The organism is Aquimarina sp. AWH4_224 (assembly GCF_056160245.1).
Window position 1 is genome coordinate 237,550 of the sequence record NZ_JBSWWU010000004.1, and the last position, 19,339, is coordinate 256,888.

Genomic DNA, 19,339 nt, shown 5'->3' on the forward strand with positions numbered 1-19,339 from the left:
AAGTTAGTTTCCCCAGTTTTTTATGATTATAAGTAAATACTAACTAAGGAACCGTTACGATTACTATTCCCGAAGACGTGCCAATTCGGGACACGCCTAAATCAAGATATTGCAATGCTGTTTTTCTATCTCGAATTCCTCCAGATGCCTTAATTTGCATATGGTTTCCGACTTCATTTTTCATAAGTTTTACGTCTTCTAGAGTTGCGCCTCCAGAACCAAAACCGGTAGATGTTTTGATAAAATCTGCACCTGCATTCAATGATAACTTACAGGCCATTTTCTTTTCTGCTGTAGTAAGGTAACAGTTCTCAAAAATGACTTTTAATTTGTGATTACCTATAGCTTTTTTGATGGATCTGATTTCGTCTTCGACAATTTTATGATATCCGGATTTTAGTAGGCCAATGTTTAAAACCATATCAATTTCTGTAGCGCCCTGATCCACGCATTGTTGTGCTTCAAGAACTTTAATACGAGTAGTCATTGAACCCAAAGGGAACCCCACTACAGCAGCCACTTTGATATCAGTTTGCATTAGTTCACTATGTGCCAGAGCAACATAATAACTACTTACACAAACTGCATAGAAATGATGTGCTTTGGCTTCAGAGCATAGGTGTTTAATGTCATCTACGGTAGCAGATGCTTTTAATAGGGTATGGTCTATGTATGGATTCAATTCCAAAACTATTGGTGAGATTGAATGGTAGCAATGATATCATTTTTTTGCAACACTCCAGATTGTCTCCAAAGTAGCTTTCCGTCTTTAAATAAAATCATGGTAGGCACCCCACGAACTTGATATTTGGCTGCCAAGGGTTGATTTTTGTCTACATCGATCTTTACAATTTTCACCTGATCACCCAGCTCATCTTTTACCTCTTTTAAGATTGGCGATAACATCTTACACGGGCCGCACCAATCGGCAAAGAAGTCTACTAATACTGGTTTTTCTGAATTGATGATATTGCTAAAGCTGCTTTTCATAAGCTGTATTTTATGGCTAAGGTAGTATATTGATTTGATAAATGATCAACGATACCGTGATTAACTCACTTCTGGAGGGGCATTGTATTTTTTGAGTAAATGCATGATTTTGGTTGTAGGGATTTCTATGAAATAGGTTCCCGTATAAGAGGGACAGATGATACAATCGTCAAAATAGAATTTGATCATATCGTCATCAACCACAAAGTTGTTTTTATACACCTGAAAATCCCCTTTGGATAGTTCCCAACAGTCGTAATATAGCTCTCCAGAATTGATACTTTCTTTGATTATAGTGTTGATGGTCCTATATACTTCTTCTTCAGACCCGGTTTCAAAAAAAGTGTCAAAATAAACAAAGTTGTGATTGTTGAGATCAAAATTAATACAATCAAAAAGATAGGTAGAATGCTTCATCCCAGAGTAATAGTTCTCCTTATATAAAACAACACTGATCAGGTCGTTTTTGGCGTTGTATATTTTATAGTCGATGATCCTTTTGTCCCTGAATTTTTTAATTTTTAAAGTGTCGCATAGGAGCTCTTTATCTTCAAGGATTTGATTTTGAGTTTTTTCGATATCCAGATAATTCTCTTTTATATAACTATTGAAAGCTGAGTATCCTGGATCTATGGTTTCATTGAGATAAGGATATTGATAATCGATAATATATAGATCATCTTCTTTGTACAATTTTTTGGAGACTACCAATTCCTGTAGTTGAGATTTATCATCTTTGGCTTTGATCAGTTGTTCTCTTTTGATGGATGTTGTGCTTTCTTGATTTTTTTCCAGGTTTTTTTCTGAAAAAACGGCCAAAGAATCCTCCATTTTTTGATCTTTACTTTTGTGTTGTGATTCACTTTCGGTGTTCGTATTTACCACCTGTTCTGAGGATGTATTTTTTTTACAGGCCAAAACACTGAGTACAATAAGGCAAGCAATTAGAGTTTTCATAAGATCTTTATTTTTTACATTTTTTGATGAGTTTGTATGCCCAGTCGTAGTGACTGGATGTAGCCGAAATAAGATATGAAGCCAATGAGGTGGTTCCTGTCCATTTATATTTTCGCTTTTCGAATAACTCTTCTTCGGTGTGGTTATGTATTACTTTTTGCAAATCGGCAAAGGATTTTTCTAGCATTGAAATGACTATTTCCAGATCTTCATCTCGATATTTTTTCCAAATTTCCCGATTCAAGTCTGGAGTCATTTTCCAGGTATATCCCTTTGCGGGCATATCCGGTTTTTTTCCAGTCATTCCTACCTTGTACCATTCCAACATCATCAAATGCCAATGATGAAGATGAGCCAATACATCTCGAACATTTCTGTTTAGATATCCTTCAGGGAATTCGACATGTAATTCATCAGGAGCCATCGAACGGATATATGCCAACAGTTTTTTGTAGTTGCCATTACTTAGGGTAATTAATTCTTCTTTGGTCTTTGGTCTGGGCATTCTTAAGGGTTTATATGGGTATAAATATAAATGAGAATGAACCAAAAAAATATGATATTGATCAGTTCATCAATAGGTGTAAGGGACAAAAGAAAAGGTGAGCCTTCTTAAAGAACTCACCTTTGACGAACATAATATGTAGTATAGTTAAAAAAGCCCGTTTCCTATGATGATTAAACTATTAACCACCAGACTTGTGATCAAAAGATCCAGAACCAATTTAGGTTTTTGAACCGTAAGAATAGCTGCATTATGTGCACTACAAACAACAACACTTAGAAAGACCAGAAACATTTGTAGGGGAGCGTTACCATTCATTAATGTAGTCATAATAGCGATAGAACCTAAACAGGTAGAAACAATAATAGCCAAAGCAGAATATCCTGTGTAGTTTTCGGTAAAATCGGCGTTTATTTTTGCATATAGTGTCATAATATTAGCTTTTTAATGATGAGGTAAAATTATAGTGTAGAGGATTCTTAAAATATGATAAATGTCAGTTTTCCAGTATTAGTTTCAATCTTCCTAGCATCATGAGTTCGGATTTGTTTTTGCCAGAAAAAGCGTCGGCAATACTATTGGCCGTTTCCCAGATCAGTCCTTTGATACTTTTGGTAAAATGAGATTTATGATCTGTATAAAAAGACTCAAATTCCTGAAAGCAAGGTTCGGCAGAAGGAGTTTCATAGTCCATCCAGTCAAAAACAATTTCAATCTGAAACGCAGCATCTACGTCAAATTCGTCCACTACGTCATCTACTTGCAACCATTTTGATTTTACAATTTTTCGCAAAGAATTGTATTCAGATTTTCGAACTACTTTGTCTGAAGCTGCAATGGCATAGAATAGTTTTCCGAGATTTTGATAAAATGCTAATCCTATATTTTGAGTAGTATCCATGGTATGTTGTTTTTATGAGTTATTTGATAAAATTACAAGGCGCTTTGGGATTTTTTTATGACATCCGTCAGTAATTGGAAATAGTATAAATGCGTACATTTGAATTATGAAGGTATTTGAAAAACAGGATAATGTTTTTAAAATTCTCTCCGAAGCAGTTTCAGAAGGAATAATTGTTGTTAATAAAGAACAAATTATAGTAGCTACCAATGGTTCTGCCAATGAAATATTTGGATATGATCAAGGAGAACTTATAGGAAAATCCCTTAATGTGCTCATCCCTCAGAACTATCACCATAATCATGGGGCTCATTTTAAAAGCTTTGTGAATAATGCCGAAAAGAGGCATATGGGTAGAGGGAGAGATATCCATGGAGTACGGAAAGATGGAAGTGAATTCCCTCTAGAAGCGGGACTTAATCCTTTTTCTATCTACGACAATAATTATGTCATGGCTTTGGTAATAGATATTACCGAGCGTAAGGAACAAGAACGTAGAATTCATGAACTCAACAGTGAACTGGAACAAAAAATTGAAGAACGTACCGAAGAACTCCACCAATCGATTCAAGAGCTAAAGGAAGAAGTAAAACTTCGAAAAGAAGCGGAAGCCAAGGCCAAAGAATCCTTGAAAAAAGAACGAGATCTTAATGAGTTAAAAACAAAGTTTCTGTCATTAGTATCACACGAATTTAAAACACCCTTAGGTGGTATTCTTACCTCGGCTACCCTTGTGGGGAAGTATACCAAAGGAGAGCAACAGGATAAAAGAGAAAAGCACCTTAAAACTATTAAGAATAAAGTAAAGTATCTGGATAACATTCTCAGTGACTTCTTATCTATAGAACGTTTAGAAACCGGTAAGGTAACCTACAAGTTCAGCAAGTTTCCGTTAAGTAAGGTGGTAAATGAGGTGGTGTATAACGCCAATATGTCACTAAAAGATGGACAACGCATCAACTATCCCAAAGATATCGATGAGTATATCGTTGATTTTGATGAGAAAATTCTTGAGTTGGTGTTGTCTAACTTAATCCATAATGCAGTAAAGTACTCTGGGGAACATACCATTATAGATGTAGAGGTTAGTTTTGAAGATGATAAGATCGTATTCAAAATTTCAGATCAGGGTATCGGAATTCCAGAAAAAGAGCAGGAGTTCATTTTTAAACGATATTTCAGAGCAGAGAATGCGTTGCTCAATCAAGGTACAGGGATTGGACTAAACATTGCAAAAAATCATTTAGAAAACTTAGGAGGCACTCTTACTTTTACGAGTAAAGAGGGAGTAGGTTCTACTTTTACTGTAGAAATACCGATCCAACCATAACCAAACCAATGTTTATTGCCTCAATTTTATAAACAACCAAAATCGATATCAGTGAAAACGATTTTATTAATTGAAGACGATACAGTACTAAGGGAAAACACAGCAGAACTCCTTGAGCTTTCTGATTATGATGTGATTTGTGCTCCTAATGGCAAAATAGGGATAGAAAAGGCAAAAAAGGAAAAACCAGACATTATTGTTTGTGATATTATGATGCCAGAGGTAGATGGATATGGGGTTTTGGAGGCATTATCTTTTGATTCGGGTACTAGCCAGATTCCTTTTATCTTTTTATCGGCCAAGACTGAGCACAAAGAGATCAGAAAGGGAATGGATTTGGGAGCCGATGATTATTTGACGAAACCTTTTGAAGAAGAGGAGTTGTTGAGCGCTATCGAAAGTCGGTTGGCAAAGGCTCAGATCATTGCAAATATTATCGAAGAGCAATCCGCACCCAAAGAGGTACAGCAGAAAGATGATGGATTAAGAAATTTGAATGAACTCAAAAACTTCTTTGATGATTATGGGGAAATTTCGACCTGTAAAAAGGGAGAGAGTATTTATAAAGAAGGAGAGCACTCCAATACCATCTATTTGATCCTAAAAGGAGTGATAAAATCTCACAAAATGGATGAAAACGGTAAAGAGTTGATTACTGCATTGTATAAAGCCGATGACTTTTTAGGATTTACCTCATTTGTGGATAACGTTCCTTATCAGGAGTCGGCCACTGCTGTCGAAGAAGTAGAATTGGCAGGAATTTCTAAAAGTAAGCTAAAAGATATTCTCGAGAAAAGCAAAAATATTTCTTTGGAGTTGATGGAACTTCTTACTGATAACCTTTCGGAAATTAAGGAGCAATTACTGCAAATGGCTTACAGTTCTGTACGTAAAAAGACAGCGCAGACCATCTTACAGTTTGCCGAAGTTCTCAATAAAAAAGCAGAAGATAATATAAAGATTTCTAGACATGATCTTGCCAGCGTAGCTGGTATTGCAACAGAAAGTCTGATCCGCACATTGTCTAGTTTTAAGAAAGACGGACTCATCGAAATTGAAGGCCGTAATATTAGGATTCTCGACTTATCCGGTTTACAAATGGTAGAATAAAATCACCTAAACTGATTTTTGTCATACTTTTAGTTTATTCGTTCTGATACATTTGTTTTCATTACAACGTATTAGACATGAAAAATATCCTGATTCCTACAGATTTTTCAGAAAACTCGTGGAATGCTATTGCGTATGCATTATCATTTTTTAATAAGATCACATGTAGTTTCTATTTATTACATGTTTCGCCCTATGATGAGATTATTGGTCAAGGTAGTTTCTTAGATTCGGGAGAGACAGTGGTAGATCAAGTGACCCAAAACGACAAGCAACAAATGCAGGTACTGTTGGGGCGTATTGAAAAACTACCGCTTAATACAAAACATCGTTTCTTTACTGTGTATGAACATCATTTCTTTATTGATGCTATACGAAAGCAGATCGTCGATAAGGAAATCGATTACATTGTAATGGGTACCAAAGGAGCCTCTGGACTCAAAGAAATGACCGTTGGGAGTAATACTGGTGATGTGATCACCAAAGTGAAATGCCCGGTATTGGCTATTCCAGAAAAAGCGAGATATCAAAAACCCAAAGAAATTGCTTTTCCTACCGACTACAACCAGCAATATAAAAGCAAAATCTTAAATACGATTACGAATATTCTTTCTACAAATAATGCTGCTTTAAGAGTATTGCATGTTTCTAAAAAGGAAAAAGAGCTTTCGGAGTTACAAAGACGAAATAAGGATTTGCTTGATGATCATCTTAACGATTTGATTGAGCATAGTTTTCATTTTCTTTCGAACACCAAAATTGAAGAAGCCGTTCAATGTTTTGTAGAAAGTAGGAATATAGATATGATCACCATGATTGCAAAGAATCTCAATCTTTTTCAACGTATCCTATTTCATCCTACTGTCGAAACGATCAGCTATCACACTGATGTTCCGTTTTTAGTACTTCACGAATAATACAAACAAAAATAATATGTGCACAAGTTTGGTTACCAAATACAATATCCCGGGGCCTAGATATACAAGTTACCCAACGGTTCCTTATTGGGATATGAATACATTTTCTTTAAAGGGTTGGACACAATCCGTACAACAAGCTTTTACAGAAAGCAATAGTACAGAAGGGATTAGTCTATACATTCACTTACCGTTTTGCGAAAGTATGTGCACATTTTGTGGATGTCATAAACGGATCACCAAAAGGCATGAAGTAGAGGTGCCCTATATTCGATCAGTTTTGAAAGAATGGCAATTATACCTTGCTCTTTTTGATTCGAAACCTAAAATCAAAGAGCTACATTTAGGAGGGGGTACACCTACCTTCTTTTCTCCTGAAAACTTACAGTACTTGATCAATGGGATTTTTTGGCATGCCGAAAAAGCAGAGGGTTGCGAGTTTAGTTTTGAAGGTCATCCCAACAATACAACTTCGGAGCATCTACAAGCGCTTTATGATGTTGGTTTCAGAAGAGTGAGTTTTGGAGTTCAGGATTATAATGAAACCGTTCAAAAAGCAATTCATCGGCAACAATCCTTTGCAGATGTAAAAAAGGTTACCGAAGCCGCCCGAGAAATTGGGTATACTTCGGTTAGTCACGATATTATTTTTGGATTGCCTTTTCAAACGGAAGAAGCGGTAAAAGCTACCATTGCAAAAACAAAAGAATTACTTCCGGATCGATTGGCGTTCTACAGTTATGCCCATGTGCCCTGGCAAAAAGGAAATGGACAACGCGGCTATAATGATCAGGATTTACCCAAAGGAGAAGAAAAAAGAAGGCAGTATGAGATGGGAAAAGAGATGTTATCCGATGCTGGATATGTAGAGATTGGAATGGATCATTTTGCTGTGCAAAGCGATTCCTTATATCAATCTATGGAGAATGAAACTTTACATCGAAATTTTATGGGGTATACCGCTTCAAAAACACAACTAATGATTGGTTTAGGAGTGTCTTCTATAAGCGATAGTTGGTATGGTTTTGCTCAAAATGTAAAGAATATCGAAGAGTATCAGCATTTGGTAAGCGAAGGCATTATTCCCGTGTTTCGGGGTCATATTCTGGATCAGGAAGACCAGATTATTAGACAGCATATATTGAATTTGATGTGCCATTTTGAAACGGAATGCAGTGAGGATTTATATTTTGAAGAATTACCAGAGGTTCTGGGTAAGTTAAGCGAAATGGAGCAGGATGATCTGGTCGAAATTTCAGGCTCAAGAATTAAAATATTAGATAAAGGAAGACCTTTTGTTCGCAATATCTGCATGGCTTTTGATTTAAGACTACAACGTAATCAGCCAGAAACACAGTTATTTTCTATGACAGTGTAAATAGCTTTCAAAATTGTAATCCAGTTGATTGTGACTTTTGTTACAAAAATTAAAAAGCTAACCTCATATTTTTGTAGAGAGAAAAATCTTTATGCATTATTATGAGGTTATTTATGTTGTTTTCAGGATTATTATCGCTATTTCAAGCCCAAGACACGAATAAAATTGAAGTATTAGATGTCACCGCATTTAAACAAGCTGTTAGCCAAGGTAAGGTTCAACTGGTAGATGTACGCACACCCAGAGAATATAATGGTAGTCATATCCAGGGAGCAATTAACATTGATTTTTATAAGAAAATCGCATTTGATCAAAGTTTTAACCAATTGGATAAAGAGCAACCTGTTTACATTTATTGTCATTCTGGAGGTAGAAGCAAAATGGCATCTAGAAGACTTGTAAAAATGGGTTTTACCAAAGTGTATGACCTAAAAGGAGGTTATGTTGCCTGGAATAGATAGTATTTTTTACCTGTGGCATTCCAAATTTGCCGAAACGATTTCAGTAATCGGTTTTGGAGAAAGATAAGGAATACCTAATCCCATACCTCTAAGAATAAAGAGTATACCAATAGTAACGATAACTATTGGAATTGCTTTTTGGATGTATCTGTTCAGTTTTTCTGAAGTAAAATTCCCAGCATACACTGTTATGGTCATAAGCGGAACAGTCCCTAATCCAAACATCAACATATACAAGCTTGACTCAAAAACATGGGTAGAAGCAATCGCCCCAAAAACTGCCATGTATACTAATCCACAAGGTAAAAAACCATTTAAGAATCCTATGGTTAAGAAGGTATCAGGAGTCTTTTTTTGCAGTGCTTTTCCCAATCCACTTTTCACCTTACTGATGATTTTATAAATAGGAGCAGCAAATGCATATTTTCTTGATGGATTTATTGGAAGTACCACAACAGCAATCATTAATATTCCCATAGCAATAGAGATTCCTTGTTGGATGTCAAAAATATGCAAGCTTCGTCCCACCAATCCAAAGAAAAAACCAATCATACCATAAGCCAGTAATCTCCCCAGATGATACAAAGAAATCTGAAATAGTTTTTGTGTTGCATTGGATCTATGCACAGGTAGCATAAAAGCAATAGGGCCGCACATTCCGATACAATGAAAACTTCCTAAAAGACCTAATATGAATGCAGTTGCTATCATTTAATAGGTAAATGAGTGTTTAAATAGATAGGAGGTATTCTCATATGTCCAATCAATAGTCATGTTCCATCTACCTTCGATAAGTTGATCGTTAGGGATTTTCAATTCGGCATCCGACAAACGAATAGGAATCTCGAAATCAAGCTTTTTGTTGGACGGCCGATACATCAAAATAGTTCCTGAAATTCCATCGACGTTGATATCCTCAGGAAATTGAATGCTTAAACCTTCAGGCGTTTTTTGTACGCTGATATCTTTTTTTAGATTTTTTGCATTTTGTTCTGCATCAATTTCTTTTTGAAAAGCAAGCTCTTTTTTATAGTACTCTTCGGTTACCAGATCGTGCTCGTATTTTTCATTGGTATTCATTTTTACAACAAAAAAAAGTATAAAAGAGATAAACCCTGCAAATACCAATACAATTGCTGTTCCCCAGTTTATTTTCATTTTTTTGACTTTTGAGTTATACCTTGTTTTACAATTATCGATAGGTTCGTGGACCTAAAAATGCGCTAATAGTTGTCTCTATGAGTTGATCGTTGCTATACACGCCAATCTTCACTTTATCCTTGTCCCCATTTAGGGCAGAAGCGTTGATCTCTATAAACAGAGTGCCTTCGGCAATGCCTTGTTTTGGGACCTGAAAGTTTTGATGTGTCACTTCTTCAATTTTTCCATGATGGGATAGGAGTTCAAAATGCACATCCGTAATATCCTTGGTGGTTTTGTTTACCAGTTTATAGGTATATACATTACTGATCACATTATTTTCTTTTCGTTCATACAGCTGTCCGGGCAATCTTAAAATGGTAGCTTCTACATCGTTTCGTAGAAAAAGCATTCCAACTAATACTCCTGTAAGAATCAACAGCACTCCACTATATCCTTTTAAACGGGGATTAAATTTGAATTTCGCTTTTTTAGCAATGTTTTCTTCGCTGGCATAGCGAATCAATCCTTTTGGAAGATTTACGCTTTCCATCATGTGATCACAGGCATCGATACACGCCGTACAGTTTACACACTCCAGTTGTGTGCCGTTGCGAATATCGATGCCAGTGGGACAAACATGAACACATTGGAAACAATCAATACAATCTCCTTTTCCGGAAGCGATCCGGTCTTCGTTTTTCTTGAATTTGGCGCGACCTTTTTCTTTTTCGCCACGCTTATAATCGTAGGCAACAACAATAGATTTTGAATCCAAAAGCACCCCTTGTAATCTACCATACGGGCATGCTATAATGCATACTTGTTCTCTAAACCACGCAAATACAAAGTAGAATACTGCGGTAAAAATCAGCAGCGAAATTAAAGTGCTGACGTGTGCAGATGGGCCTTCGATTACATATTGTAAAAGTTGATCACTACCAATAAGATAGGCTAGAAACACATTCGCAATTAGAAAGGAAATCAAAAAGAATATACTCCATTTGGTGATTCGTTTTCTAATTTTTTCAGCATTCCAGGGTTGCTTATCTAATCGTATCTGTTTTCCTCGATCTCCCTCAATCCAGTATTCAATCCTTCTGAAGACCATTTCCATAAAAATGGTTTGGGGGCATACCCAACCACAAAACAACCGCCCAAAAGCAACGGTAAATAATGTGATAAAAATGACCCCTATGATCATGGAAATCACAAACAGATGAAAATCCTGTGGCCAGAAAGGAGCGCCGAAAATATTGAATCTTCGCTCCAGAACGTTGAACATCAAAAACTGATTTCCGTTGACCTTGATAAAAGGCGCGGAAAACAGAAAAATCAATAGCCCATAACTTACCCATTTTCGGTAACGATAGAATTTTCCACTTGGTTTTTTAGGATACACCCACGCGCGTTTTCCCTCTTCATTTACAGTGGCTATCGAATCTCTGAATTTCTCGTTTGTAGGTGTTTCCAAAGGTGTTTCTTTTAATTATTCGCTGACTACTTCCGGGATCGAATCAGACACTGCAGTAGATACTTCTTCATTGGGTGCATCTGGATCTATCCAAATCTCACCCTGAGGTTCTTTGGGTTCTGCAGGCGTGGTGCCTTCTAGAGTCATAATATAACTGGCTACCTGGGCCATTTCTGCAGGTTTCAAAGTTTGTTTCCAGGCTACCATTCCTTTACCGTCTCGACCTCCTTCTGAAATCGTACGGAATATATTTTTTATTCCTCCGCCTAGGATCCAATATTGATCAGTTAGGTTGGGACCAATACCCCCACCACCATCAGCTTTGTGACAAGCCACGCAATTGGTAGCAAAAATGGCTTTTCCTTTAGCAAGATCAGCAGCTTCTGTAAGCAAGGTTACCGTGTTTACATCTACCAGATCTTTGGCGGTCCTTTTATAGTTTTCGATAGCAATCTTGGCTTCGGCTACTTCTGTTTCATATTCTTCTGACTGGGTATAGTCATTAAACACATGAAAGCGTACCATATAGATCACTCCAAAAAGGATAGTAGCATAAAAACCATACACCCACCAAGGTGGAAGGTTGTTGTCCAGCTCTTTGATACCGTCGTAATTGTGATCCAAAATAATTTCATCTTCCTGATCTACTGGTTTGCTATCAAGCAGTTTTAGATAGATATCCTTAATCCATTTAAATTGCTTTTCTTTTTTAGCTTTTTGAGCCAACAAATAGCGTTCTTGAGCATCTGGTTTTAAAGATTGAAATAGTATGTTCTGTAATGCGGCGAGACTTATTTCTATAGCTATGGCAAACAAAGCGACTATTCCTAACCCCAACCAGCTTAGAGGCTGCTCGATAAAAGCAGATCCAGAATCTGTAGTAACAGTTAATTCTATAAGTATATAAGCTAGAATTAAAAATGTAAGTACGCGTATATAAGATGCGGTGGTTTTCATAATGTGATATCTTTATTGGTTTCTAGAGGTATATTGCTCACTTCTTTGATATGTTCTTTTTTGGCGGTAAAAACCCACCAGAAGAGCGCAGCAAAGAAGATGAAAAAAATGAGTAGCGAAATCATAGGGTAGATTTCTATACCTTCAATACTCTCCATATGTCCTTTTACAAATTTTAGCATGGCTTTATTCTTTATTTTGTACTACAGTTTCCTCAGTATTATCTTTCACCTTAATATCGGTTCCTAATCTTTGGATATAAGCGATTAAGGCAACTACTTCACGATGTCTCATTTCTACAAAGTCTAACCCATTCTCTTGTGCATATTTCTTATCGGCTTCATAGGTTTTTGCAAAATCCGGATCGGTGTATAGGTTCTTTTCTATCTGTGTTGCTTGCTCATCCATCCATTGTTGTGCTTTGGCAATTTCTTCGGTAGTATAGGGCACGCCTAGTGCTACCATGGCTTCCATTTTTGCCTCGGTTTGTGAACGATCGAGTTTGTTTTGGATTAACCACTTATAGCTTGGCATGATAGACCCCGATGAGGTACTTTGGGGATCATAAAAGTGATTAAGATGCCAGTTGTCAGAGTATTTGCCACCAACACGGTGCAGATCGGGTCCGGTACGTTTACTACCCCATAAGAATGGGTGATCGTATACGTACTCTCCCGCTTTGGAGTATTCGCCATAGCGTTCTACCTCACTTCTGAAAGGTCGTATCATTTGCGAATGGCAGGAAACACAACTTTCTCTGATGTATAGATCTCTACCTTCTAGCTCAAGAGGAGTATATGGTTTCACGCTAGTGATCGTTGGAATATTCGAATCAATCATGAGTGTAGGAATGATTTGTACTGCTCCACCAATCAGAATAGCGATAGTAGCAAAAATGGTCAGTTTTACTGGTCTTCTTTCTAACCAGGTGTGATACGTTTCTTTTGCTGTTCTGCGTCTGGTTACTTTGGTTAAAGGAGCGGCTTCAGCTAGCTCATCTTTCACACTGCTACCACTTTTTACTGTTTTTACTACGTTGTAGAGCATGATGAAGATTCCCAGAATGTAAATACTTCCTCCAATGGCACGCATCCAGTACATCGGGATAATCTCATTTACGGTTTCCAAAAAATTACCGTAAACCAAACTTCCGTCAGGGTTAAATTGTTTCCACATAGAAGCCTGTACGAACCCAGCAACATACATAGGTAGAGCGTACATGATGATTCCTAAAGTACCTAACCAGAAATGTACGTTTGCTAGTCCCGTAGACCATAATTTGGTTTTGAATAGTTTAGGAATTAACCAATAGGCCATTCCGAAGGTTAAGAATCCGTTCCAAGCCAAGGCTCCAACATGAACGTGTGCGATTACCCAGTCGCTGAAGTGCGCGATGGCATTTACGTTTTTTAAGGATAGCATAGGCCCTTCAAAAGTGGCCATACCGTATCCGGTAATCGCAACAACCATGAATTTTAAAACAGGATCGGTACGCACTTTATCCCAAGCCCCTCGTAGGGTAAGTAATCCATTGATCATACCTCCCCAGGATGGTGCAATAAGCATTACCGAAAAGGCAACTCCAAGGTTTTGGGCCCAATCTGGTAAAGCCGAATAGAGTAAGTGGTGGGGTCCTGCCCAGATGTAAATAAATATTAATGACCAAAAGTGTACGATAGATAATCGATAGGAATAAATAGGTCTATTCGCCGCTTTTGGGATGAAGTAATACATCAATCCCAGGAATGGAGTAGTCAAGAAAAACGCCACCGCATTATGTCCGTACCACCATTGCACCAAAGCGTCTTGTACCCCGGCATATACCGAATAACTTTTTAAGGCGCTTACGGGAAGCTCAAGACTATTAAAAATATGAAGCACCGCAACGGTAACCACGGTTGCGATATAAAACCATATGGCAACATAAAGATGTCGTTGTCTTCTTTTTAAAATAGTCCCTATAAGGTTCCAACCAAAAACCACCCAGATGACCGCAATGGCAATATCAAAAGGCCATTCTAGTTCTGCATATTCTTTTGATGTGGTAAATCCAAGAGGTAGCGTAATTGCGGCCCCTACAATAATTAATTGCCAACCCCAGAAATTGATATTACTCAGAACATCACTAAACATTCGGGCTTTTAATAAACGCTGGGTAGAGTAATAAACCCCGGCAAAAATTGCGTTACCTACAAAGGCAAAAATTACAGCATTGGTATGCAGTGGTCTTAATCGACCAAAACTTAGCCAGGAAATACCATCTGTAAGGTTTGGGAATAAAAACAGGAATGCGAGTAGTAAACCAACAGACATTCCCACAATACCCCAGAGCATTGTAGCGTACAAGAATTTTTTTACGATTTTGTTATCGTAATAGAATTGTTCCATTTCCATTTTATGATTGTTTAGTTTTAGGGGTTGCAGAAGATTGTTCGTTGTTTTCTTTTATGAGCTCGTCTTCAAAAAGCATTCGAACCGAAGGCGTATACACATCGTCATATTGACCGTTTCTTATCGAAAAGATAAACGCAATAAAAAAGATGATCGCGACGACAATACTTATTGTTAAGAGTACATAGATAACACCCATACTTTTTTTATTATGCATCAAAAGTAGGAGCCCAACTTTTCTTAAAAAATGACATTTGTCAGGTTTTAATCGCTATTTATTTATGAACTTTCATTAGTCAATAACCCTTAAAACTTTTAGTTATGAAATCTAAATCGACCCCCCTTGATCTGAGAAGAAAAATCACTACTGGATTGTTAATTATCGGTATAGGTATTATAGTTGCTTATTTGTTTTATAATACCGGAATCGTAGATATGGTCTTGGATTTATTTTCTCCCTATCCTGAGAAGTAGACATTTAAATACAAAAAAGTAATAGCATACAGCTTTTCAATAAGCTTCATTTGTGTGCGTATTAAAATGAATGTTCTTATTCCAAATAAAATCTGATCTTAGGGTGTATGACGTAACTTTACTAAAGGCTTCCGTAGGATACTTTTGAGTAAATATCATCTTGCTGGGTTTTACGATATATCCTCCCCAATATTCTGGCATAGGAATAGTACCGTTTTCAAATTTGTTTTCAAAAAATTCTAGTTGCTCATCCAGCACTTTTCGCGAAGAAATCTCAGTGCTTTGTTTGGATGCCCAGGCTCCCAACTGACTTCCCTTTGGGCGGGATTCAAAATACCCTTCGGCAAGATCAGTAGCGATCTTTTCTGCAGTTCCTGAAATAAAAACCTCTCGATTTGCCGACGACCAATTAAAAAGTAAGGCGACTTTGTTATGATGCGCAATAGATTTCCCTTTTTCGCTTTCGAAATTGGTAAAAAACACAAACCCTTCCCAGGTAAATTTCTTGAGCAAAACAATTCTACTTTTTGGAAATTCATCCGTGCCTATGGTAGCTAATTGCATGGCATTAGTCTCTTCTTCAGGATGTGAAGTGTCTACTTCATGAAACCACTGTTGAAAGTGTTGCATAGGATTATGATCAGTAGCTTCATTCATTTGTTTTTACGCTTACTTTTTTACTCAGGATATTAGTGAGTGCAGTTACATAAACAACCACAGAAATAGAACTTAAAGGCATTAAAATAGCCGCAATAACAGGAGATAATTGACCCGTTACCGCAAAATACAATCCTATACTATTATAGAAGAAAGATAGTATGAAACTGGATTTAATAATGCCCATTGTCCTTTTGGAAATGGTTAAATAATGATTGATGTTTTCAAAGACTGATGCATCCAAAATGGCATCGCAAGCAGGAGAAAAGACGTTTACATTTTCAGAAACTGCGATTCCAACATCACTTTGTGCCAGTGCTCCTGCATCGTTGAGGCCATCACCTATCATGACTACATTGGCATCATGGTTTTGCAAGCTTTTGATATATTCGAGTTTATCATCTGGTTTTTGATTAAAGAGTAAGTTAGTATTCTTAGGTAACAGCTGTTCTAGATGCCTTTTTTCTCCCTCATTATCTCCCGACAAAATGGATAGGCGATAGTTTTTTGATAAGGTCTCGAATAGTTCTTTAACCCCTTTTCTGTATTGATTGTAGAAAACGTAGTGTCCTTTGTATTGATCATTGGCATTAACATGTACCGTAGTATTCAAGGCATTAGTTCCGTTGGAATTTTTTATGAAATTTTGAGAACCGATTTTAATACTATCTTGGGCTGATCGAGCTTCAATACCTTTACCGAGATGCTCCTGATATTCATCCAAAGTGAGAATATCATGATCTTCCAAAATTTGATACAACGACCTACTTAACGGATGATTCGATGCGCGAAGTGTACTTTTTAATAAGGCTTCCTCTTTTTGGGAAAGTGGTTTGCCATGGTATTCGATTTTATTTTTCCTGTTTGAGGTAATGGTACCTGTTTTATCAAAAATAAGAGTATTGACTTTTGATAATTGTTCGATCACATCTGCATTTTTTAGGTAAAAACGGTTTTTCCCAAAAATCCTCAACATGTTTCCTAATGCAAAAGGTCTGGCCAGTGCTAGTGCACAGGGACAAGCAATAATAAGTACTGCGGTAAATACGTTCATCGCTTTTGAGCTATCCGCAATTAACCAATAACTGGTTGCAATAAAAGCAATACATAAAATAATGATCGTAAAATATTTGCTAATGGTATCTGTAAGATTCGTAAAGGATGATGTTTTGTTTTTACTAAAAACATCATTACTCCATAATTGAGTCAGATAACTTTGCTCAACAGATTTTAAGGCTTCAATCAATATGGCGCCATTCAGCTGTTTTCCTCCTGCAAAAAGTTTATCGCCGGATTGTTTGGTTACCAGATCGCTTTCTCCGGTAACAAAACTATAATCGATTTGTGCATCCCCTTCGATAAGGATACCATCAACCGGGATTAATTCTTCGTTCCGGATTAATAAACGATCTCCTTTTTTAATATGATAAACCTGAATACTTTCTTCTTTGTCATTTTTTTTGGATACTCGGGTCACTGCAATAGGGAAATACGATTTATAGTCCCTTTCAAAAGACAAAAATGAGTAGGTTTTTTGTTGGAAAAATTTTCCGACCAGTAAAAAGAAAACTAACCCGGTAAGGCTATCAAAAAAACCCGTTCCCAGATCAAATATGATTTCTACAGAACTTCTTATGAATAGTACAAGAATCCCTAATGCAATGGGGATATCTATATTTAGTAGTTTACTTCGAAGGCCTTTGTATGCTGAAATGAAATACTCTTGTGCGGCATAAAATACAACGGGTAAAGAGAAGGCAAACATCAACCATCGAAAAAGGTGTTTGTACTTTTCTAACCAGTATTCTGATACTTCAAAGTATTCTGGAAATGATAAAAACATCACATTACCGAATGCAAACCCAGCGATTCCTAATTTGTACAGTAATTGATGATTGTTGTTTTTTGGAGTACTCGTATAATCGCCCAGACTAATGTATGGTTCATATCCAATGGAATTCATTAAAACCACTACTTCTTTGAGTGTTGTTTTTTCTGAATTGAGGGTGATTCTAACTGTTTTTTTAGGGAAATTCACTTGAGAAGAAGTAATTCCCGATTTCAATTTATGTAGATTTTCTAAAATCCAGATACAAGAGCTACAATGTATATGAGGGATGTAGAGCGTAATAATCTGAGTATTCTGATCTGAAAATTCTATTAGCTTTTCAGCAATATCAGGATTATTGAGATAATCGTATTTTCCTTCAATTTCTTTAGGAATCGCTCCTGGAGCAGATTGTAAGTCATAATAATCGGATAAATCATGACTCGAAAAAATTTCATATACAGTTTTGCAGCCATTACAGCAAAAGGTTTTGTGGTCGAAGTTGATAACTGTTTTATCGCAATTATTTCCACAGTGAAAACAAGTTGATTGTGTCATAAACTCACTGTTTTGCTGCAAAAATGCATAAGTTAAGGGTAAAAGAATATGATAATTATCATGTTTTGCCCTTTTCAGGAAATAAGTGGATGTTACTGATGGTTATCAATGGGGTAATCCTCATACAAATCTTTAAAAGTTTTATCGGTTGTGTAGTTGTCTCTAAGTACTTTATAAACCATTACAATGATCATGATTTGACCTAAACAAGTGAGGTAAAATACCCAACTAAAATGAATATTCATTACCACCAAAATAGTAACAAGTAAGAGCATAATCGAGGTGAGTACTACCATAGCTATCGCTGAAATTTTCATAACACTTTTTATTTACAAAATACCCTTTTTTGGAAACAGTTTGTCATAAGAATTCGCTAAAACATAAGTGTAGACTGACAAAAATCATATTTTCTGATCATGTGCTTATCTACTTTTGAACGTAAGATATCAAATAGTAGAACCTATGAGAAAGATACTTATTCCAACCGATTTTTCAGAAAATGCAATGAATGCCATTCGGTATGCATTAGAACTTTTTAAGTACGAGAAAAGCATTTTCTATATCATGCATGCCTATGCCGATGAGGTGTATGATCATGATGCATTAGTTTCGAGAGAAATTCTTGAGGAGTTAAAAGAAATTGTAAAGAATAGTTGTATCGTAGAGTTAAAAGACACCCTTAAAATTATTGATCAAATATCTCCAAACCCCAGGCACGAATACAGAGTAATTCCTGCTTTTGGGACATTAATTGATGAAGCCAATGCTATCGTAGATAGCGAGAACATCGATGTTTTGATCATGGGTACCAAAGGGAAAAGAAATGACCAAAATCTCACATTTGGAAGCAATACACTGCAGGTACTAAAATATGTAAAATGCCCTGTGTTGGCTATACCTAGTGGGTATAAATGGAAGCAACCGAAAAATGTATTGTTCCCTACGGATTATTTTTTACCATATAAAAGAAGAGAGCTTAAATTGGTGAGTACATTGACCAAAAGCTTTAGGTCTACTATTCATCTACTCCATGTTTCTAAACATGAAAAGATTTCGATACGACAAGAAGATAACAAAGCCTTTCTGAAAGAATGTTTGTTCGATACAGACATTAAATCTCATACGATTGCATCCGATACGCTTACCGAGGCCATCAACAATTTTGTAGAAAGTCATAAAATTGATTTTTTAATCCTTGTGAATTCCAGGCATTCTTATCTCGAAAACATATTGTATCAATCCACAATAGATAAAATAGGGCTGCATATTAAGATCCCTTTTTTAACCATGCAGAATTTGCAACGATATTAA

23 protein-coding genes are annotated in these 19,339 nt (G+C 36.5%); 7 read left to right on the forward strand and 16 right to left on the reverse strand.

Annotated features, from left to right (window positions below):
• Nucleotides 1-43: 43 nt before the first annotated feature.
• From deoC to ACXAGJ_RS10020, 6 genes are all read right to left on the reverse strand, one after another.
• The gene (deoC, locus tag ACXAGJ_RS09995; RefSeq protein ID WP_474839399.1) at nt 44-688 is read right to left on the reverse strand and encodes a deoxyribose-phosphate aldolase; all 645 of its coding nucleotides are present in this window, start codon (nt 686-688) and stop codon (nt 44-46) included.
• 2 nt (nt 689-690) lie between these two features.
• Nucleotides 691-990 carry a thioredoxin gene (gene trxA, locus ACXAGJ_RS10000; RefSeq protein ID WP_474839401.1) on the reverse strand — a complete coding sequence of 100 codons (300 nt, stop codon included), beginning with the start codon at nt 988-990 and terminating at the stop codon, nt 691-693.
• 60 nt (nt 991-1,050) lie between these two features.
• Nucleotides 1,051-1,947, reverse strand: coding sequence for a hypothetical protein (locus ACXAGJ_RS10005; protein ID WP_474839403.1), 897 nt, complete (start codon nt 1,945-1,947; stop codon nt 1,051-1,053).
• Nucleotides 1,948-1,954: 7 nt separating this feature from the next.
• Nucleotides 1,955-2,452, reverse strand: a complete 498-nt coding sequence (locus tag ACXAGJ_RS10010; protein WP_474839405.1) for a ClbS/DfsB family four-helix bundle protein — start codon at nt 2,450-2,452, stop codon at nt 1,955-1,957.
• 147 nt (nt 2,453-2,599) lie between these two features.
• Nucleotides 2,600-2,884, reverse strand: a complete 285-nt coding sequence (locus tag ACXAGJ_RS10015) for a hypothetical protein (RefSeq protein WP_073318238.1) — start codon at nt 2,882-2,884, stop codon at nt 2,600-2,602.
• A 64-nt stretch (nt 2,885-2,948) separates the two neighbouring features.
• On the reverse strand, nt 2,949-3,353 hold the full coding sequence (locus ACXAGJ_RS10020) for a hypothetical protein (RefSeq protein WP_474839407.1): 405 nt from the start codon (nt 3,351-3,353) through the stop codon (nt 2,949-2,951).
• A 106-nt stretch (nt 3,354-3,459) separates the two neighbouring features.
• Between ACXAGJ_RS10020 and ACXAGJ_RS10025 the strand changes: the two genes are divergently transcribed.
• The 5 genes from ACXAGJ_RS10025 (at nt 3,460) to ACXAGJ_RS10045 (ending at nt 8,549) form a co-directional block, all read left to right on the forward strand.
• Nucleotides 3,460-4,683 carry a PAS domain-containing sensor histidine kinase gene (locus tag ACXAGJ_RS10025; protein WP_474839409.1) on the forward strand — a complete coding sequence of 408 codons (1,224 nt, stop codon included), beginning with the start codon at nt 3,460-3,462 and terminating at the stop codon, nt 4,681-4,683.
• Between the two features lie 51 nt (nt 4,684-4,734).
• The gene (locus ACXAGJ_RS10030; RefSeq protein WP_474839411.1) at nt 4,735-5,793 is read left to right on the forward strand and encodes a response regulator; all 1,059 of its coding nucleotides are present in this window, start codon (nt 4,735-4,737) and stop codon (nt 5,791-5,793) included.
• 77 nt (nt 5,794-5,870) lie between these two features.
• Nucleotides 5,871-6,710 (forward strand): universal stress protein, encoded by an 840-nt coding sequence (locus tag ACXAGJ_RS10035; RefSeq protein ID WP_474839413.1) that lies wholly within the window; start codon nt 5,871-5,873, stop codon nt 6,708-6,710.
• A gap of 16 nt (nt 6,711-6,726) precedes the next feature.
• Complete coding sequence (hemN, locus tag ACXAGJ_RS10040; RefSeq protein WP_474839415.1) at nt 6,727-8,088, forward strand: oxygen-independent coproporphyrinogen III oxidase; 1,362 nt, start codon at nt 6,727-6,729, stop codon at nt 8,086-8,088.
• Nucleotides 8,089-8,189: 101 nt separating this feature from the next.
• A complete protein-coding gene (locus ACXAGJ_RS10045; protein WP_474839417.1) occupies nt 8,190-8,549 on the forward strand; it encodes a rhodanese-like domain-containing protein in 360 nt (119 codons plus the stop codon).
• Nucleotides 8,550-8,555: 6 nt separating this feature from the next.
• Here the strand turns inward: ACXAGJ_RS10045 and ACXAGJ_RS10050 are convergent, their stop codons facing one another.
• From ACXAGJ_RS10050 to ccoS, 7 genes are read right to left on the reverse strand one after another with little or no spacing between them, the layout of a single operon-like run.
• The gene (locus tag ACXAGJ_RS10050; protein WP_474839419.1) at nt 8,556-9,260 is read right to left on the reverse strand and encodes a sulfite exporter TauE/SafE family protein; all 705 of its coding nucleotides are present in this window, start codon (nt 9,258-9,260) and stop codon (nt 8,556-8,558) included.
• Nucleotides 9,261-9,707, reverse strand: a complete 447-nt coding sequence (locus ACXAGJ_RS10055; protein ID WP_474839421.1) for a FixH family protein — start codon at nt 9,705-9,707, stop codon at nt 9,261-9,263. It lies immediately after the preceding gene.
• 34 nt (nt 9,708-9,741) lie between these two features.
• A complete protein-coding gene (gene ccoG, locus ACXAGJ_RS10060) occupies nt 9,742-11,163 on the reverse strand; it encodes a cytochrome c oxidase accessory protein CcoG (protein ID WP_474839423.1) in 1,422 nt (473 codons plus the stop codon).
• Nucleotides 11,164-11,178: 15 nt separating this feature from the next.
• Entirely contained in the window at nt 11,179-12,120 is a 942-nt protein-coding gene (locus tag ACXAGJ_RS10065) for a cbb3-type cytochrome c oxidase N-terminal domain-containing protein (protein WP_474839425.1), read from the reverse strand.
• The gene (locus ACXAGJ_RS10070) at nt 12,117-12,302 is read right to left on the reverse strand and encodes a CcoQ/FixQ family Cbb3-type cytochrome c oxidase assembly chaperone (RefSeq protein WP_073318205.1); all 186 of its coding nucleotides are present in this window, start codon (nt 12,300-12,302) and stop codon (nt 12,117-12,119) included. The genes ACXAGJ_RS10065 and ACXAGJ_RS10070 overlap by 4 nt, the downstream gene beginning before the upstream one ends.
• 4 nt (nt 12,303-12,306) lie before the next feature.
• Nucleotides 12,307-14,514 carry a cytochrome-c oxidase, cbb3-type subunit I gene (ccoN, locus tag ACXAGJ_RS10075; RefSeq protein ID WP_474839428.1) on the reverse strand — a complete coding sequence of 736 codons (2,208 nt, stop codon included), beginning with the start codon at nt 14,512-14,514 and terminating at the stop codon, nt 12,307-12,309.
• A 1-nt stretch (nt 14,515) separates the two neighbouring features.
• Nucleotides 14,516-14,710 (reverse strand): cbb3-type cytochrome oxidase assembly protein CcoS, encoded by a 195-nt coding sequence (gene ccoS, locus ACXAGJ_RS10080; protein WP_474839430.1) that lies wholly within the window; start codon nt 14,708-14,710, stop codon nt 14,516-14,518.
• A 122-nt stretch (nt 14,711-14,832) separates the two neighbouring features.
• On the opposite strand from ccoS, the gene ACXAGJ_RS10085 reads away from it, so the two are divergent.
• Nucleotides 14,833-14,985, forward strand: a complete 153-nt coding sequence (locus ACXAGJ_RS10085) for a hypothetical protein (RefSeq protein ID WP_170864617.1) — start codon at nt 14,833-14,835, stop codon at nt 14,983-14,985.
• Between the two features lie 36 nt (nt 14,986-15,021).
• Here ACXAGJ_RS10085 and pdxH read toward each other — a convergent pair whose 3' ends face one another.
• The 3 genes from pdxH to ACXAGJ_RS10100 form a co-directional block, all read right to left on the reverse strand.
• Nucleotides 15,022-15,642, reverse strand: coding sequence for a pyridoxamine 5'-phosphate oxidase (gene pdxH / locus ACXAGJ_RS10090; protein ID WP_474839432.1), 621 nt, complete (start codon nt 15,640-15,642; stop codon nt 15,022-15,024).
• Nucleotides 15,635-18,028 (reverse strand): heavy metal translocating P-type ATPase, encoded by a 2,394-nt coding sequence (locus tag ACXAGJ_RS10095; protein WP_474839434.1) that lies wholly within the window; start codon nt 18,026-18,028, stop codon nt 15,635-15,637. Before ACXAGJ_RS10095 ends, pdxH begins: the two co-directional genes overlap by 8 nt.
• A gap of 92 nt (nt 18,029-18,120) precedes the next feature.
• Complete coding sequence (locus tag ACXAGJ_RS10100; RefSeq protein ID WP_474839436.1) at nt 18,121-18,345, reverse strand: hypothetical protein; 225 nt, start codon at nt 18,343-18,345, stop codon at nt 18,121-18,123.
• A gap of 145 nt (nt 18,346-18,490) precedes the next feature.
• Here ACXAGJ_RS10100 and ACXAGJ_RS10105 point away from each other — a divergent pair, with 145 nt between their 5' ends.
• Nucleotides 18,491-19,339, forward strand: coding sequence for a universal stress protein (locus ACXAGJ_RS10105; RefSeq protein ID WP_474839438.1), 849 nt, complete (start codon nt 18,491-18,493; stop codon nt 19,337-19,339).

Coding starts and splice junctions, on each gene's coding strand:
- trxA (WP_474839401.1), bottom strand. CDS start 990: ATGAAAAGCAGCTTTAGCAATATCATCAATTCAGAAAAACCAGTATTA.
- ACXAGJ_RS10005 (WP_474839403.1), bottom strand. CDS start 1,947: ATGAAAACTCTAATTGCTTGCCTTATTGTACTCAGTGTTTTGGCCTGT.
- ACXAGJ_RS10010 (WP_474839405.1), bottom strand. CDS start 2,452: ATGCCCAGACCAAAGACCAAAGAAGAATTAATTACCCTAAGTAATGGC.
- ACXAGJ_RS10015 (WP_073318238.1), bottom strand. CDS start 2,884: ATGACACTATATGCAAAAATAAACGCCGATTTTACCGAAAACTACACA.
- ACXAGJ_RS10020 (WP_474839407.1), bottom strand. CDS start 3,353: ATGGATACTACTCAAAATATAGGATTAGCATTTTATCAAAATCTCGGA.
- ACXAGJ_RS10025 (WP_474839409.1), top strand. CDS start 3,460: ATGAAGGTATTTGAAAAACAGGATAATGTTTTTAAAATTCTCTCCGAA.
- ACXAGJ_RS10035 (WP_474839413.1), top strand. CDS start 5,871: ATGAAAAATATCCTGATTCCTACAGATTTTTCAGAAAACTCGTGGAAT.
- hemN (WP_474839415.1), top strand. CDS start 6,727: ATGTGCACAAGTTTGGTTACCAAATACAATATCCCGGGGCCTAGATAT.
- ACXAGJ_RS10045 (WP_474839417.1), top strand. CDS start 8,190: ATGAGGTTATTTATGTTGTTTTCAGGATTATTATCGCTATTTCAAGCC.
- ACXAGJ_RS10050 (WP_474839419.1), bottom strand. CDS start 9,260: ATGATAGCAACTGCATTCATATTAGGTCTTTTAGGAAGTTTTCATTGT.
- ACXAGJ_RS10055 (WP_474839421.1), bottom strand. CDS start 9,707: ATGAAAATAAACTGGGGAACAGCAATTGTATTGGTATTTGCAGGGTTT.
- ACXAGJ_RS10065 (WP_474839425.1), bottom strand. CDS start 12,120: ATGAAAACCACCGCATCTTATATACGCGTACTTACATTTTTAATTCTA.
- ACXAGJ_RS10070 (WP_073318205.1), bottom strand. CDS start 12,302: ATGCTAAAATTTGTAAAAGGACATATGGAGAGTATTGAAGGTATAGAA.
- ccoN (WP_474839428.1), bottom strand. CDS start 14,514: ATGGAAATGGAACAATTCTATTACGATAACAAAATCGTAAAAAAATTC.
- ccoS (WP_474839430.1), bottom strand. CDS start 14,710: ATGGGTGTTATCTATGTACTCTTAACAATAAGTATTGTCGTCGCGATC.
- ACXAGJ_RS10085 (WP_170864617.1), top strand. CDS start 14,833: ATGAAATCTAAATCGACCCCCCTTGATCTGAGAAGAAAAATCACTACT.
- pdxH (WP_474839432.1), bottom strand. CDS start 15,642: ATGAATGAAGCTACTGATCATAATCCTATGCAACACTTTCAACAGTGG.
- ACXAGJ_RS10095 (WP_474839434.1), bottom strand. CDS start 18,028: ATGACACAATCAACTTGTTTTCACTGTGGAAATAATTGCGATAAAACA.
- ACXAGJ_RS10100 (WP_474839436.1), bottom strand. CDS start 18,345: ATGAAAATTTCAGCGATAGCTATGGTAGTACTCACCTCGATTATGCTC.
- ACXAGJ_RS10105 (WP_474839438.1), top strand. CDS start 18,491: ATGAGAAAGATACTTATTCCAACCGATTTTTCAGAAAATGCAATGAAT.